15 protein-coding genes and 1 pseudogene are annotated in these 15152 nt (G+C 36.1%); 8 read left to right on the forward strand and 8 right to left on the reverse strand.

The features are described from left to right. Positions 1-3: 3 nt before the first annotated feature. On the reverse strand, positions 4-1014 hold the full coding sequence (locus tag HMPREF1019_RS05430) for a 3'-5' exonuclease (RefSeq protein ID WP_009294699.1): 1011 nt from the start codon (positions 1012-1014) through the stop codon (positions 4-6). A gap of 63 nt (positions 1015-1077) precedes the next feature. Here HMPREF1019_RS05430 and waaC point away from each other — a divergent pair, with 63 nt between their 5' ends. The 5 genes from waaC (at position 1078) to HMPREF1019_RS05455 (ending at position 5558) form a co-directional block, all read left to right on the forward strand. Continuing rightward, positions 1078-2052 carry a lipopolysaccharide heptosyltransferase I gene (gene waaC, locus HMPREF1019_RS05435; RefSeq protein ID WP_009294700.1) on the forward strand — a complete coding sequence of 325 codons (975 nt, stop codon included), beginning with the start codon at positions 1078-1080 and terminating at the stop codon, positions 2050-2052. Beyond that, entirely contained in the window at positions 2045-2938 is an 894-nt protein-coding gene (locus tag HMPREF1019_RS05440) for a lipid A biosynthesis lauroyl acyltransferase (RefSeq protein WP_009294701.1), read from the forward strand. Before waaC ends, HMPREF1019_RS05440 begins: the two co-directional genes overlap by 8 nt. After that, positions 2932-3636: a glycosyltransferase family 2 protein gene (locus tag HMPREF1019_RS05445; protein WP_009294702.1), complete on the forward strand. Its 705-nt coding sequence runs from the start codon at positions 2932-2934 to the stop codon at positions 3634-3636. Before HMPREF1019_RS05440 ends, HMPREF1019_RS05445 begins: the two co-directional genes overlap by 7 nt. After that, positions 3633-4703 (forward strand): putative lipopolysaccharide heptosyltransferase III, encoded by a 1071-nt coding sequence (rfaQ, locus tag HMPREF1019_RS05450; protein ID WP_009294703.1) that lies wholly within the window; start codon positions 3633-3635, stop codon positions 4701-4703. Before HMPREF1019_RS05445 ends, rfaQ begins: the two co-directional genes overlap by 4 nt. Positions 4704-4859: 156 nt before the next feature. Continuing rightward, the gene (locus tag HMPREF1019_RS05455; protein WP_009294704.1) at positions 4860-5558 is read left to right on the forward strand and encodes a glycosyltransferase; all 699 of its coding nucleotides are present in this window, start codon (positions 4860-4862) and stop codon (positions 5556-5558) included. Between the two features lie 130 nt (positions 5559-5688). On the opposite strand, the gene HMPREF1019_RS05460 is transcribed toward HMPREF1019_RS05455, so the two are convergent. Then, entirely contained in the window at positions 5689-6459 is a 771-nt protein-coding gene (locus HMPREF1019_RS05460; RefSeq protein ID WP_009294705.1) for a polysaccharide deacetylase family protein, read from the reverse strand. 103 nt (positions 6460-6562) lie between these two features. Here HMPREF1019_RS05460 and HMPREF1019_RS05465 point away from each other — a divergent pair, with 103 nt between their 5' ends. After that, entirely contained in the window at positions 6563-7660 is a 1098-nt protein-coding gene (locus tag HMPREF1019_RS05465) for a glycosyltransferase family 9 protein (RefSeq protein WP_009294706.1), read from the forward strand. Here HMPREF1019_RS05465 and HMPREF1019_RS05470 read toward each other — a convergent pair. From HMPREF1019_RS05470 to HMPREF1019_RS05490, 6 genes are read right to left on the reverse strand one after another with little or no spacing between them, the layout of a single operon-like run. Further along, positions 7608-8723, reverse strand: a complete 1116-nt coding sequence (locus tag HMPREF1019_RS05470) for a glycosyltransferase family 4 protein (protein WP_009294707.1) — start codon at positions 8721-8723, stop codon at positions 7608-7610. The genes HMPREF1019_RS05465 and HMPREF1019_RS05470 overlap by 53 nt on opposite strands. Next, a complete protein-coding gene (locus HMPREF1019_RS05475; RefSeq protein WP_009294708.1) occupies positions 8720-9469 on the reverse strand; it encodes a glycosyltransferase family 9 protein in 750 nt (249 codons plus the stop codon). Before HMPREF1019_RS05475 ends, HMPREF1019_RS05470 begins: the two co-directional genes overlap by 4 nt. Before the next feature lie 29 nt (positions 9470-9498). Continuing rightward, positions 9499-9792: a hypothetical protein gene (locus HMPREF1019_RS10330; protein ID WP_009294709.1), complete on the reverse strand. Its 294-nt coding sequence runs from the start codon at positions 9790-9792 to the stop codon at positions 9499-9501. Then, the gene (locus HMPREF1019_RS05480; RefSeq protein ID WP_009294710.1) at positions 9779-10816 is read right to left on the reverse strand and encodes a glycosyltransferase; all 1038 of its coding nucleotides are present in this window, start codon (positions 10814-10816) and stop codon (positions 9779-9781) included. Before HMPREF1019_RS05480 ends, HMPREF1019_RS10330 begins: the two co-directional genes overlap by 14 nt. Further along, positions 10794-12113, reverse strand: coding sequence for an O-antigen ligase family protein (locus HMPREF1019_RS05485; RefSeq protein WP_009294711.1), 1320 nt, complete (start codon positions 12111-12113; stop codon positions 10794-10796). Before HMPREF1019_RS05485 ends, HMPREF1019_RS05480 begins: the two co-directional genes overlap by 23 nt. Next, positions 12076-13011: a glycosyltransferase family 9 protein gene (locus HMPREF1019_RS05490; protein WP_009294712.1), complete on the reverse strand. Its 936-nt coding sequence runs from the start codon at positions 13009-13011 to the stop codon at positions 12076-12078. The genes HMPREF1019_RS05485 and HMPREF1019_RS05490 overlap by 38 nt, the downstream gene beginning before the upstream one ends. A gap of 131 nt (positions 13012-13142) precedes the next feature. Between HMPREF1019_RS05490 and HMPREF1019_RS05495 the strand changes: the two are divergent. Then, positions 13143-14175, forward strand: a pseudogene (locus HMPREF1019_RS05495) (glycosyltransferase family 4 protein). Continuing rightward, complete coding sequence (gene waaF / locus HMPREF1019_RS05500; protein WP_009294715.1) at positions 14172-15125, forward strand: lipopolysaccharide heptosyltransferase II; 954 nt, start codon at positions 14172-14174, stop codon at positions 15123-15125. Before HMPREF1019_RS05495 ends, waaF begins: the two are co-directional and overlap by 4 nt. The last annotated feature ends 27 nt before the right edge of the window (positions 15126-15152 follow it).

A 15152-nucleotide genomic window follows, 5' to 3' on the forward strand; every position in this document is an offset into this window, starting at 1 on the left:
GGCTTATTCGTCGTCTAAATTTATCTCAGGCACTTTCTCTTCAAAAAGTGTCTTGTTTTTTGGCTCTTTTGGCTTTAGATCGCTTGCTTTTTTAAGCAGACCACCCAGCATATCGCAGTTTAGCTCCTCTTTGCTAATCGGCCTTACATCATCAAATTCGCTAAATTCCAAAGCCTCTTTATCTACCTTTATCTCGTAGTCTAGCTGTCCGCTAAGCCTTGCTAGCTCGTCGCTTATCGCAGAGCAAAAGACCTCGCTATATCCCCTGTGAGCGCAGTTTTTAGCTAAAAATTCGCTCATCACGTTTAGGTGATTTATGTAATCTTCTTGCAAGATATTTGCCTGCAAAAGCTCAAATTTCAAAAATAGCCAGTAGGTGTTGAGCACGTCGCTTTCGCAGTATTCGTTTATCTTATCAAGCTCGCCTGCATAGTATAGCTCAAGCACCTGATCGCCGTGCACGTCGTATTTACCAGGTAAATTTAAGCTAGCACAAAGCGTATCGAGCTTTAGCCCTCTTACGCTTCCAAAATCGCTTATAAAATCAAGTAGGTCAAGGTGAAATTTAGGCGAATACCTCGCTCTATAGTTTTCCCATTTGTTTTTATTTAGCTCTTTGTTTTCGCTCTCATAATATGCCGCTGCGTTTAGGTTGTAGCGCATCGCACGCACCATAAGCATTGGCAGGTCAAAGCCACGGCCGTTAAAGCTAACGAGCCTTGGGTTGTAATCATTTATAAATTTTAAAAATTTAGCGATGATTTCGCGCTCGTCCTTGCCCTCCATCGTGCTAACTTTTAAAAATTTGCCGTACTCATCGGCCATCACCGCAGAAATCGCGACCACCCTATGAAACATCACAGGCAAAAACTCACTCCCACTGGCCTCTTTTTGCAAGGCCATAGCCTGCACGCTCACATCTTCGTCGCTTCCGTCGATGCCGTAAATTTTTCTTATCAAATTTGCATCAGGTATCGTCTCGCAGTCAAAGACACAGATGTAACTTTTCGCCATTTTAGCCCTTTTTTAAGCATTTTTTTTTAAAATCATACCAAAAATTTATATTTAAAGTAGCCAATGCAAGATAAAAATCAACTAAAAATAGCCATCGTAAAGCTTTCGGCACTTGGGGACATCGTCCATGCAGCCATCGTGCTTCAGTTTATCAAAAAGCACTGCCCAAATACTCACATCACATGGCTAGTTGATGCCCGTTTTGCAAGCCTTTTAAAAGATCATCCGCTTATCGACGAGCTAGTTATTTTGCCGCTTAAAGAGAGCTTTAAAAAGAGCTACAAGATCATAAAAACGCTTGGTAAATTTGACAAGATCATCGACTTGCAAGGGCTTTTCAAATCAGCCGTCGTCGCAAAACTACTTGGCAAAGAAATTTATGGCTTTAGCAGAGAAAGCGTCAAAGAAAAGATCGCAGCCAGGCTTTATAGGTATAAATTTAAGATCGACTACAATGAAAATATCATAGTTAGAAACCTAAGCCTCGTTGGATATGCTCTAAATTTTGGCTTTGATAGAGGTGAAATTTTAGAAAAATCGCCCTGCTTTGAAATAGTAGGGAAATTTAAAAATGAAAGCGGCAAAAAACGCGTTTTAATCGCTGCCTTTGCAAGCGAAGAGAGCAAAATTTATGACAAATTTAAAGATGTGATCAGACTGCTTGAAGGTTGCGAAATTTACCTTTGCTACGGGAGTGAGAGCGAAAAGACAAGGGCTGAGGCGATCATTTCAGGCACTAAAGCAAAACTGCTTGAAAAACTAAGCATAAAAGATATGATAGATTTTATCGCGAGCTGCGATCTAGTAATCGGCAATGATAGCGGTCTAACGCACCTTGCATGGGCTGTAAATAGGCCTTCTATCACGCTTTTTGGCAACCGCCCAAGCCACCGAAATGCCTACGTCACGGACAAAAACCTTGTTGTTGATATGGGCAAGGAGATAGATGCTAGAAGTATCAATAAAAACGACTTTTGCATAAGAGAAATTTACCCTGAAACGGTTGCAAATTTCGCAAAAAGGCTGCTAAATGGATAGGCTCTATCTAGCTGGCTTTTACACCTTGAAATTTCTTATATTTATATTGCCAAGCTCGCTTCAAAGGACGCTTGCTAAATTTTTAGCATTTGCGTTTATGAAGCTTAAAAAAAAGAGATTTCACATCGTGATGACAAATTTAAACCTCGCTTTTGGTGAGACAAAGAGCAAAGAAGAGAAGCTAGAGATCGCCAAAAAATGCTACTACAACTTTGCAAAATATCTTGGTATAAATTTCATCCTCAATCAAAACACGACAAAGCAAAAGATACTTAAGCAAGTTGTTTTTAAAAATGAGCACTTTTTGCTTGATGCGATAAGATCTGGCAGGCCCATCATCGTCACAACGGCGCACTTTGGGCAGTGGGAGATATTTCCTCTAGCAGTTGCAGCGCATTTTGGGCCATCTTCAGTGCTTGGCAGAAAGCTTGATAGCAGCGTCATGGATAAAATTTTAAGGGCAAACAGAGCGCAGTTTGACGTGGAGCTAATCGACAAAGATGGCGGCGCAAAAGATATCTTAAAAGCGCTAAAAGCTAGGCGAATAGTAGGAATTTTAGTCGATCAAAACACCGCGCCAAAAGATGGCATAAAGGTGAATTTTTTTGGCAAAGATGTGCTTCATACGCCAGCGGCAAGCGTGCTAGCGCAAAAGACAAATGCCCTTATCATAAACGCATTTATCTACCAAAAAGATGAAAATTTAAATGAAATTTGCTTGGAGCAGCCAATAGATATAAGCACGTTTGATAAAGAAGATGCCGTACAAAAAGCGACGCAGATGCAGTGCAGCGCTTGCGAAGAGATGGTTAGAGCAAGGCCTGAGGAGTACTTTTGGTTTCACCAAAGGTTTAAGAGATTTTACGAAAATGAGTACAAATGCTAAGCGTTGTCATTTTGACTTTTAACAGCGAAAAGTACCTAAAAGAGGTGCTAGAGAGCGCTAAATTTGCTGATGAGATCATCGTGGTTGATAGCGGCTCAAAAGATAGCACAAGGCAAATTTGTGATGGCTTTAGTAATGTGAAATTTCACGAGCAAGCTTGGCTTGGATTTGGCGCGCAAAAGCAAAAGGGCGTGGATCTAGCCAAAAACGAGTGGGTCTTTGTGCTTGATAGCGACGAGGTGATAACAGACGAGCTTAAAAATGAGATCATTAGCACGCTAAAAGAGCCTAAATTTATGGCTTACAACGTTGCTAGGCTAAATTTCTTTTTTGGCAAAGCGATAAAAAACATGGGGCTATATCCAGACTACACGGTGAGACTTTTTAACAAAAATTTTGCCAAATTTGATGGCAGAGCTGTGCATGAAAAGGTTGTTTTAAATGACGGCTCACAAAGGCTTGGAGCGCTTAAAAATCACTTCTTGCACTACGCGTATGAGAGCATCGAGCAGTTTATCGCCAAGCAAAATCGCTACTCGAGCATGGGCGCAAAAAGAAATTTGCTAAAGGCGCTTACAAGCCCAACTTGGACATTTTTTAAGCTTTATGTGCTAAAAGGTGGCTTTAAAGAGGGCTTTGTGGGTTACGTTATCGCTAGACTTTACGCCCAGTACACATTTTGGAAATATATAAAATGAAAATACTTGTGATTAAATTTAGAAACATCGGCGACGTACTTTTGACAACGCCGCTCATTGAAAATTTGCACCACTACTACCCAGACGCGACCATCGACTTTGCCTTAAACAAAGGGACAGAAGCGATGATAGAAGGCAATCCCTACATAAATAAAATCCACATTTACGATAGGCAAAGTGCAAATTCTGGCTTTTTTAAAAAGCTAATTACCGAGCTAAAATTTATAAGAGCGATCAAAAAAGAGAAGTACGATATGGCGGTGCAAACGACCACTGGAGACCGCGGCGTCATCATCTCAAAATACGCCAAGATCAAAAAGATAGTTGGCTTTTTAGGCAAGCACAAGGCGATAAATAAGCTTTTAAGCGTAAAGGCAAAATACTACGAAAATTTCTCACACACGGTTGATCTAAATTTAAACGCACTAAGAGCTTTGGGCTTTGAGCCGGTTAGTAAAAAAGTGAGCGTTTTTTCAGACGAGAGCGTGGAGTATCTAAATTTACCAAAACGCTTTGTGCACGTGCATCTAACAAGCCGCTGGATGTTTAAATGCGCAAACGATGAGAGCATGGCAGAGCTCATAGACTACTGCGAAAACGAGCTTGGCATAAAGGTCGTGCTAACAAGCGACAACAAAGAAAATGAGCTAAATAAGCTTGCAAACGTGCTAAAAATTTGCAAAAGCGAGCCTATAAATTTAGGTGGCAAGCTAAGCCTAAAACAAACGATCGCTCTCTCAAAGCGCTCAAGTCTCTTTATCGGCGTCGATACTGCGATCATGCATATAGCCGCTGCAAATGACGTGCCAGTGATCGCCCTTTTTGGCCCAAGTGGAGCTTTTGAGTGGGGGCCATGGGATAATAGCTTGATGCAAAATGGCTACACAGCGCAAAATGGCATACAAAGCATGGGCAAGCACACCCTCTATCAAAAGGAGTGGGACTTTGTGCCATGTGATAAAGAGGGCATAAAAGAGCATGGCATCGAGAAGACTTTAATGGACTTTAGCGATGAAATGCCAGAGATAAAAGAGAGGATAAACCAAATTTTAAAAGGAGAAATATGAAATCACTAATTACCCCCCCCCCATTTTATCACTAGAGACTACTCTCACATAAAACTTAGCTACGTTACGCATTTTTATTGCGATCAAAATGATATAAACTCTGTCCTAAACTTATTAAATGCTTATGCCAAATATGATCCGGAATTGCTGGATATTATGGAATTTGTCATAATAGATGACGGCTCGCCATTAAAATATGAAATACCAGATTTTAATCTAAATTTACGCTGGATAAAAATCAATGAAGACATAAAATGGAACCAAAGTGGAGCAAGAAATTTAGGAGTTCTAAGCGCAAAAAGTGATAAATTGATAATCACAGATTTAGATCATATCTTTTATGAAGATACATTAAAATTTATGGCAAACCACGCCTTTAAGGAGCATGAAATTTATAAATTTAGACGAACACATATCCATAGAAATAACTTTATATCAGGTAACTATCCATCTCATGGAAACGTCTTTGCAATGAGCCGAGGTGATTTTTTAAAATATTTTGGCTATGATGAAGAATTTGCTGGAAACTACGGCTATGAAGATAACTTTTGTGCTGAATATTTTGATGCACTTGGTTTTAAGAGAAAATATATTACAAAGAAAAAATATTTTTGCAGAGAAAGAGATGATAATGATGTTAACCGTAAAAGCTCATATCACTCATTAAACAGAGATGATTCACAAAATAAAATAATTTATGAAAAGAAAATAGAAAAAATGAAAAAGTATGGTGCAATAGTAGCACATTCAAGAATGTTTCTAAATTTTACTTGGCATGTTTTAAGCGAACAGTTTAGAAAAAACATCCCAGAAAACACTATAAAAAAGAAATTTTGGCTTTTGAATTGGAGATGATAAATTTACGATAAGATTCACTGATATTTTAAATAATAAAAAAGAATTGCTATATTTTGAGATCAAAAAAGTTCTTTATCTTTTTTGATCTCACTAATTAATTGAAAAATTTAATAATGTTTTATTAGTTTTAACTCCTAAGAAAAGCATATATCGAGCCCAAAAAGTCATTTTGGTAGATGAACATAGTCTTTTTAAGCCATTTTTCATCGCGCTTTGTCACTATGCGTTTTATCTCCTCTAAGTTGCCATCAGCCTTGTTTATGCCACGCTTTGTCGTGAAAAATGCCTTGTAGCCATGCTTTTTAGCAGCATTTAGATACTCGTCATTATATTTGCCTCTTGGCCAGCAAAGCGACTCATCTTCAAAGCCAAAATTTTTCTTCATAAACTCACGGCAAAGACCAAATTCTTCATCCAAGCTAAGCCGCCCAAAATATCCATCAAAATGCCCATGCGTATGCGAGTGAAAGCTAAAACAATCACTCATCTTCTCGATCTGCTCTAAATTTAAGATCACGTCTTGCGGCCTACTTGGAGCCACTTTTTTACACTCACTATGGCTACCATTCAAGAAAGTTCCACGGCTTATTTTATTAGCTTTTTGTGCTGCTTCTATCCAGCCAGTGACTATAAACATATTTGCTTTTAGTCCAAAGTCTTTCACGATAGGATAGGCATAGATGTAGTTGTCCATCCAGCCATCATCAAATGTTATACAAACGCTCTTTTTAGGCACCTCAAGCTCGCCTTTTTTATATGCTATAAATTCATTTATACTTAACGTTTTATAGCCATTTTCAGCTAGAAATTTCATATGCGATTTAAACTCATCCACGCTACTAGCGATAAATCCGCTCTTTTCAAGCACGTGGTGATACATTAAAACTGGTACGCTCATTTTTGCCTTTTTATAAAGTTTTATTTTTTAATTTTGTATTCTAACAACCTATTTATTAAAAACTATGTAAAATATGCCTTAAATCAAACTAAAGGAATTTGTTTTGTTTTACCTTTTACAATATCTACTTTTTTATCCCATATTTAAATTTATAAGTTTTTTTAGAAAACCATCTGATAAAATTTTAATCATACAAACTGCCAAGATTGGCGACTATGCAAATTCGACTATTATTTTTGAGCCTTTGGCTAAATTTGATATATTGCTTGATGAGATAAATATTGCTTTTGCCAAACATGACAATAGGATAGATAAAATTTTTATAATAAATGATATAAAAAAGAAAAAAACTTCCAAGCTAAGACTAGCATTTGCACTTTTTAAACAAAACTATAAAGATGTTTATGTTCTTATGCCAAATAGTCTAAATCTTTTCTTGGCACGTTGCACTTTATCCAAAAACATAGCAACTATCAAACATTACGCTACTTCTAGTAGCTTTAAACTGCTAGCTTTTGGTATGAAAAAAATTTCACATACATTAAACGACTTAACGCTATCAACATACCTAAAGATGATAAATGTTAATGAATTAAAATTTGAAAAACAACTGCAAAAACCACTGTTTGTGCCATCAGAAAATATTATCAAAAGCGATAAATTTAAGGTAGGTATAAGTCTTAGTGCTGGCAATAAAATGAAAACGCCACCTAATCAAACTTGGGAGAAGATCTTAAAAATTTTCTCTAAATTTGACTGTGAAATTTATGTTTTTGGTGTTGGTGATGAGGCTAAACTGCTGGAAAAACTAATTTTAGAAAGTAGTGAAAGAAATAGTTTTGAGGGATTAAAATTTATATCGATGATAGATAAGATCAAACTTGAAGAACTTCCGTTTTATCTATCGCAGATGCAGATATACATAAGCTCTGATACTGGAAACTACTATGTGGCTGACAGTGTGCACACTCCAACGATATGTTTAATGGGACCATGCTTTGCAAGTGAGCAAAGGGGAGTATTTGATTCGCTTATTATAAATTCCGCTTTATACCCGATTAGTTCGGTGTTTAAAACTGTTAGAAATATAGATGCAAGTTCCTTTTTTGAGCTCAGCAAAGATGATCTAGAAAAGATTGAACGATTTGTCAAAGATCACTATATATCGCATCAACGCTGCGAATATAATTATCCAAACTAAAAGTATCAATGACTGCACTATCTGGTGCTTTTGAGCTTGGTTTAGTTAAATTCTCAAGACATTTTAAAAGCGACTTTGATTCTCTTTGGACTATGAAAAAATCTTCTTTTTTTGATGATATATTATAAATTTCTTTTATGACTGGTATGTCGGAGTAAATAACACCAAGACCACAACTAAGCCCTTCTATAACGACTCTTGGCAGGCCTTCATCACTTGAAAAGCCTAGTACGTAGTCACAATTTTTATAAATTTCTCCCATTTGTTGCACAAATCCCAAATATTGTGCTTTACCAGATTTTATTAGCATATCAAATTTCTCTTTTGCACCAGGTGTCAGCTCTCCACTGCCTGCAAAATAAACATCGACATCATCTCTTTTTAAAATAGTTAGCGCATCAAAGACCAGCTCATGTCCTTTGAGTGTTAGAAAATTTGCAGGCATTATTATATTGATCTTATTTTTATCAAATTTTATATTGTCTATAACTGTTGTCTCCTTATTAACTATCACTGGATTATATATGATGTTTTTTTGTATTTCTATCTGTTTGGCATAAAATTCATAAGTTGAGTTTGAAACGCAAATGGGTATAAATTTTTGTTTATTTAAAATTTTAAGTTTAAATGGTTCTATGGGAGAGTTCTTTCTTAAATGCTGTATAACTTTAATGCCTAAAACATTTGCGGCTTCGATATAGGCAAGGTTTGTTGAAAAGTGATTATTTAGATGAATTATGTCTGGTTTTTCATTTGAAAGCATAGCGATGGCATATTTGTAATCTTTTTGATAAAGGTATTTAGCTAAAGTTTCTTTGCTAAATATACGCAACAGCTCTTTTATTATTTTTGCTGGCTGCCTCTTTGGCGTAAATTTTATAAAGTTCACGCCAAGATTATTGATTATTTCAGATATATTTTGCTCACCAACTTTATAGTCATTTTCAAAAAAAACGCTAAATTGATATTTCTTGTATTTTTCTAGACCTTCTAAGAGATATATAAAGCTCTTTGTTCCACCACCATATTCATGTCCAGTATCCACAAACAAAATTTTTTTCAAATCATTTCCTTGAGCATATCATAAACCTCTTTTTCATCAATTTGCAACATACATTTTTGAAATTTACACTTTTTGCCTATGCATGGAGAGCAAGTGCGTGGTTTTTTAATAAATTTATGAATATCTATATCAAAATCTGGATTTGAATTTATAGGTGATGCCACCGCAAAAAGACCAATAGTTGGAGTTTTTAGGGCTGCTGCGACATGCAAAGGACCAGTATCTGGCGTGATTAGTATATTTAGCCTTGAAATTAGTGCGGCTGCTTCTCTGATATTAAATTTACCAGCAAGGTTTAAAAGACGAGGATCATTTATCCTTTCTTCTAACTGCTTAGTCATGGCACGCTCAGCAGGACTTCCTGTTAAGACTATGACAGTATCTCTATCTTGTAAAACAAGCCTTGCAAGTTTTTCCCACTTATCAATAAACCACTGCCTAGAAATAGTGCTAGCACCCATTTGAAAACCGACAATTTTACGGCTCTCATAGCCTTTTAGCGCCTCATCAACATTAGTAAAATCACTTGCCTCAAGGTATAAATTTAGACGCGTGTCGCGACTTTGAATACCTATAAATTTAAGCTGTTCTAGACGGTTTAATACCACATATCTATCATCTCCATATGGCTCTGAAGCATTTGAGTGAAAGAGGCTAAACCTATTATTTAAATTTGGCAGTTTAAATAGATATTTTACCCCACTAAGAACAGCTAGTGGAGTAGCTTGCGGTTCATTTGAGTGCAAAATAAAAACTATATCTGGTGATAGTTTTTTTATTTTTTTAAAATATCCAAAAACCCACTTTTTTTACCATCATATAATAAAATTTCATCAATGTTTGGATCGGTTTTAAAAAGTAACGCAGTAGATGGATTTAGTAGCGCAACTACTTTTACATGCGGAAAATTTTGCTTAAACACTCGAAATACTGGTGTGTTAAAAATAGTATCGCCCAGTGCTGTGTTACTAAAAAAACAAACGGTTTCAAAAGGCTCGGTTACCAGCTGCGTCTTTTGTATTTTTTTAAAATTTAAAATTAGACGCATAAAGTTTTCAAAGAGCTTCATACATTTTTTCCGTTTGTCTCACCATTGTTTGGATCGAGAAATTCTCTACTATAAAATCTCTAGCATTTGCGCTAAATTTGGCACGAAGATTGGCATCTTCTATGAGAGTTTTTAGAGCATTTTTTAAAGAATCTTTGTTGTCGTTCTCAAATAAAAGTCCAGTTTCATTATCTTTTATCGCTTCGCCAATGCCTCCTACATCACTACCTATACAAGGCACGGCACAAGACTGAGCCTCAAGCAATGCTGTGCCAAGGGCTTCCATTTTTGATGGCAAAACGAATAGATCAAAGCTACCTAAAAAATCGCTCACATCGGCTCTATTGCCAAGCATTAAAATGTTTGAGGTTTTTATATTCTGCAAATTTTCATATTGTGGGCCATCACCTACTACAACCAAAAAAGTATTTGATAAATTTAACTCATTAAATGCTTCAAATAAAATTTTGTGATTTTTAGCAGCTCTCAACACTGCCACAATGCCCACTATAATGGAATTTGTTGGTAAGCCAAGCTGGTCTCTTATGTCTTTTTTAAAATGTGGAGTAAATTTATCAGTATCGACTCCAGTGTAGATAGTCTCCATTAAGCTTTCTTGTACTCCTTGAGATACAAGCTGAGTCTTGACGGCGTTTGAAACAGCAACGATCTTATCATTTATGTTGTAACTAAATGGCGACCTAATTGGTGTTTGCAAATGTCTAGTGCGAACTACCTTTGCACCAGTTATTTTGCTAACTATGGCACCTATAATTCCATCTTTACCAGAGTGAGTTGAGATGATTTTTATATTATTTTGCTTTACAAATTTGCAAATTTTTAAAATTTCAAGGATATTAAATGACCTTTTAAGGTTAAACTCGACAAATTCACACTCTATCTGCTTTTCAAAACTTTTTGAGCCAGGGTTTAGGCCATAAAAAACTTTAAATTTGCTCTTATCTAGCCCGTTTATCACACGCTGCGTGCGGTGCTCCTGCCCGCCAAAACCAAGAGAGCTTTCAAGCTCTAGTATATTTATCATCGTTATTAGGGCCTTTTTTATAATATATACCAAGTGCCATGCCTAATGTAAGGTAGAAAAGTTTTGCTTCGCTACTTCCAAAAAAACTACCAAATAGCAAGCTTGCAATAAAACCAAGTCCGCCAAAGAAAATCGTGTATCCAAACACCATTAAAAGCACATCATTATTTTTACTTACCTGAATGCTAGTTTTTAAATAACTTATCCAAATTCCAATAAATGCGAGAAGCCCAAATATGCCAAGCGAAAAAAACATTCCTAAAAATTCATTATGAACTTGAGAATAATCAGAAAAAGGCACATCTTGCTCGCTATTTAATTTTCTAATAGTTTTTCCATATAAAAATCTACCATATCCAGTCGGTACAAATGGCTCATGCATTCTATAAATAAGGACTGACTTCCACGAAGCTATTCTAGAAGGAACTGACTCAGTTAGCCCCATTTCAGAGTATGTCCCCATCTCTTTTGGAGATTTTTTCATAAGCTCAATATATTTTGGTATTAAAGTCAAATTATATCTATCTGGAGATATGTGATGAGAAATCTCATAAAAGCCAAAGATAAATATAGCAACTAACGCGCAAGATAATATTCTAATTTTATTTGATCGTATAAAAATAAAAAAAACAGCTACTAGCACAAATATAACACCTATATAAGTAGCTCTTGTATTGTTTGAAATGATGCTAACTAGTGATATTACTAAAAAAAGAACCGCGAATGCTTTATTTTTTTTAAATGTTAAAAGAGAAATGGCACATCCAAAGGCATACACTGCCCAAATTCCAAACCTCTCGCCACCACCATCGTAAATATATCCATCTAATAACCCACCAGTTCTATAACGAAAATCAAAGCCAATATTAGCCCACGTTATTATATTTATGACAGAATGCAGTAAAAGTGAAGAGAAAAATATATAAATATAAATTTTAATTTTCTCATATCCTAAATTCATAAAATAATAGAACAAAACGATCATAAAAGCGACATTTTTTATAACACCCTTATTAACCTCTTTTAGTGTTTCATTTATATCTATGGTAAAAAAAAGCGATATATATGCTAATAAAGTTATGATAAAGAGTAGAGCTAGTGGAGCTTTTATTTTTAGTAAATCTTTCAAGCTCCATTTTTTATACTCTGTTGCAACGACTAAGAGAGTAAATAATGACATAGATATAGACTGTATAGAAGCTACTTTTGCCACTGGCAAAGAAAAGAGATAAATGGTAAAAAATATATATTTTAAATTTTCAAGCAAACTGTAATATTTTGTTAAAAATTTCATCATTTTTGATTTCCTCTGCTATTTTGTTCGGGCTTTGTAAGACTATGCACTCACCGCTGCCGTAGATTGGCGCCCATCTTAAAGGATTTGTTTTTCCAAATAAAACGATCGTCTTTACACCAAGCGCTGGGGCTAAATGTGCTACACCTCCGTCAAGAGTAAGAACAAATTTAGCTGCCCAGATATAACTTGCTAGCTCATCTAAACTTTTTGTTCTAGCAAAAACAACATCTGCCTTATGAGATATGTCATTACCAAAGTTAGCCTCTTCTGCACTAATGGCAATATTTTTAAATCGTTGCTTTAGAAATTCTAAAATTTCTAAGATTTTACCTTCACTTAAGCGATTTTGTTCTACTCGTGATGAGATATGAAAAAATACAAAGTCTTTAAATTTTTCATTTTTTTCACTTGGCACGTAAAGTGTTTTTTCATCTTTAAAATTTACCCCAAGTGGTGTCAAGCATTGACAACATAGCATGGTTTCATGTAAGGACTGATCAAAATTTAACCTATCTGTTATGAGATGTCTATCTTCGTTTTGTTTGACTGCTCCTATTATCTTTTTAGCACGAGCCACTCTTGCAAATATAGCGGCAGATGGCGAATAGGAGCTTCTAAAAATAACAACTACATCATAATTCTCACGCCAAATTTGAAATAAAATTTTACACTTTCCAAAAAAAGCTTTAACCTTCGCGGCAATGGATCTCACATGCTTTGGCTTTGTATATGTGTATATTTTGTTTAAAAAAGGGTTGTTTTTAACAACACAAGCATTTAGACTATTTACTACGATATCTATCTGAGCCTGAGCGTAGGCTTTGCACAACGCTTCAATGGCTGGCGTAGTGCAAATTAAATCACCTATGTTGTCATTTCTTATAAGTAAAATTTTCAAAATGTTCCTTCATTAAAATGGCAAATTATATCTAAGATTATTTTAAAACAAGCCAATTTTTAGGTTAAGGCATTTTTTTGTATTATTAAACGATTTAATATTATTTAAAAATGTCTTTGGCGGAGTTATCGATGAAAAAAATAGTATTTTTAAGAACTAATCCAAACGCAGTTGGAGGTGCTGAAAGATACTTAAGAAGGCTTGTTAAGGCCATAAATGAGCTTGGTATCCAAACAGAAATTCGCTCATATCTTGGAGATGCTGGCATATCTTCTTGGAAAAAAGCTCTAAATTTTAACCGCCAAGTAAAACGCCAAAAAAAAGAGGACGAGTTTTATTTTAGCCTAGAGCGAGTAAGCTGCGCCGATATCTACAGGGCAGGAGATGGCGTGCATAAGGTTTATAGGGCGACAAAGAGCTTTTGGTGGCTAAACCCCCTAAATTTCGTCTATCCATACTTAGAGAAAAAGTGTTTTAAAAAACTCCCAAAAGATCATCACAAACTCAAATTTCATCAAAGAGCAGATCATCGCGACTTACGGCATAGAGTCTGAAAAGATCACGACCATTTATAACGGCGTAAATTTACCCCAAAGGGTGCAAAAAGCTGAGGCAAAGCTCGCACTTTGTGAGGAATTCGGACTTAAATTTGAGCTTGCAACCCTGCTTTTTGTGGGAAATGGCTTTAAAAGAAAGGGGCTAAAAGAGTTTTTACTCCTTGCTTCAAAGCTAAAAACTCCCGTAAATACGCTCATTGTCGGCAAAGACAAAAACATCTCAAGCTACAAACGCCTAGCTAAAAAACTTGGGCTAAACGCCTACTTTGTCGGAGAGCAAAAGAGCACAGCTAAATTTTATGAGGCGAGCGATGTCTTTATCTTTCCAACGCACTATGAACCATTTTCAAATGTCGTGCTAGAGGCACTTAGCTTTAAAAACGTGGTCTTTACGACGGCTCAAAATGGCGCTAGCGAGATTTTAGAAGATAAATTTGTACTTCAAAGCCCAAATGACGAGAGCGCGCTGGAGTTTATAGATGAAATTATCACAAACCATGGACTCATGGCGAGCCTGCAAGAGAAGGCTTATGAGCTTTCTTTAAATTTTAGCATCGAAAAAAACGCCGCTCTTACGCTTGATGTTATAAAAGATGCTTTAAAATGAGAGTTTTTATCGAGCTTCCAACCTGGCTTGGTGATAGCGTGATGGCAAGCGCTGCGATTGAGAATTTAGTGCAAAATGAGAAGAATTTACAAATCGTTTTTTTTGGCTCGTTTGTAGCTTGTGAGCTTTACAAAAGCCATCCAAACTGCGAAAAAGTGGTCGTTGATGAGAGCAAAAAGGCTAAATTTAGACTTTTATCACTTGCTAAAAGTGCTAAAAGTCTTGGCAAATTTGATCTAGCACTTAGCTTTAGAAGCTCGCTTGCTAGTAAATTTTTGCTATTTTTTATAAACGCTAAAAAAAAAGCCATCTTTAAAAAGAGTAAAACCGTCCTTCATCAGGTGTTAAAATATACAAATTTTGTAAAAAATGCCCTTGGCTTGGGCGAAATTTCAACTCAGCTAAAGCTACATTTTACACCTCAAGTTTCAACCAAAAAAACACTAGCTCTAAATCCAGGTGCGAGCTATGGAAGTGCGAAAAGATGGTACCCAGAGTATTTTGCGCAGGTGGCGCTAAATTTTAAAGATGAGTTTGAGATAGTCATCTTTGGTGGCAAAGGCGAGCAAGAAATTTGTGAAAAAATAGAGCAAATTTTAAGAGAAAATGGCGTAGCTTGCCAAAATTTAGCTGGCAAAACCAGTGTCAAAGAGCTTTGTGAGTGCATAGCTGGGCTTAGCAAAAATGGCATTTTCGTCACAAACGATAGCGGTCCTATGCACGTAGCTGCCGCCTTTCATGTGCCAACGATCGCTCTTTTTGGACCGACAAAATTTAGCGAAACCTCACCCTGGGACAATAAATTTGCAAAGATATTGCATCTAAATTTAGCTTGCATGCCCTGTATGAAGCGAGTTTGCCCACTAAAAACGCACGCTTGCATGAGAGAACTCAAGCCACAAATGGTAATAGATGAGATAAATTTACTAAGAAAAGAGCTAGATTATTAAGCTAAGCGCACGAATAACCAAGCCAAA

Source organism: Campylobacter sp. 10_1_50 (assembly GCF_000238755.1).
GTDB classification, from domain to species: domain Bacteria; phylum Campylobacterota; class Campylobacteria; order Campylobacterales; family Campylobacteraceae; genus Campylobacter_A; species Campylobacter_A concisus_R.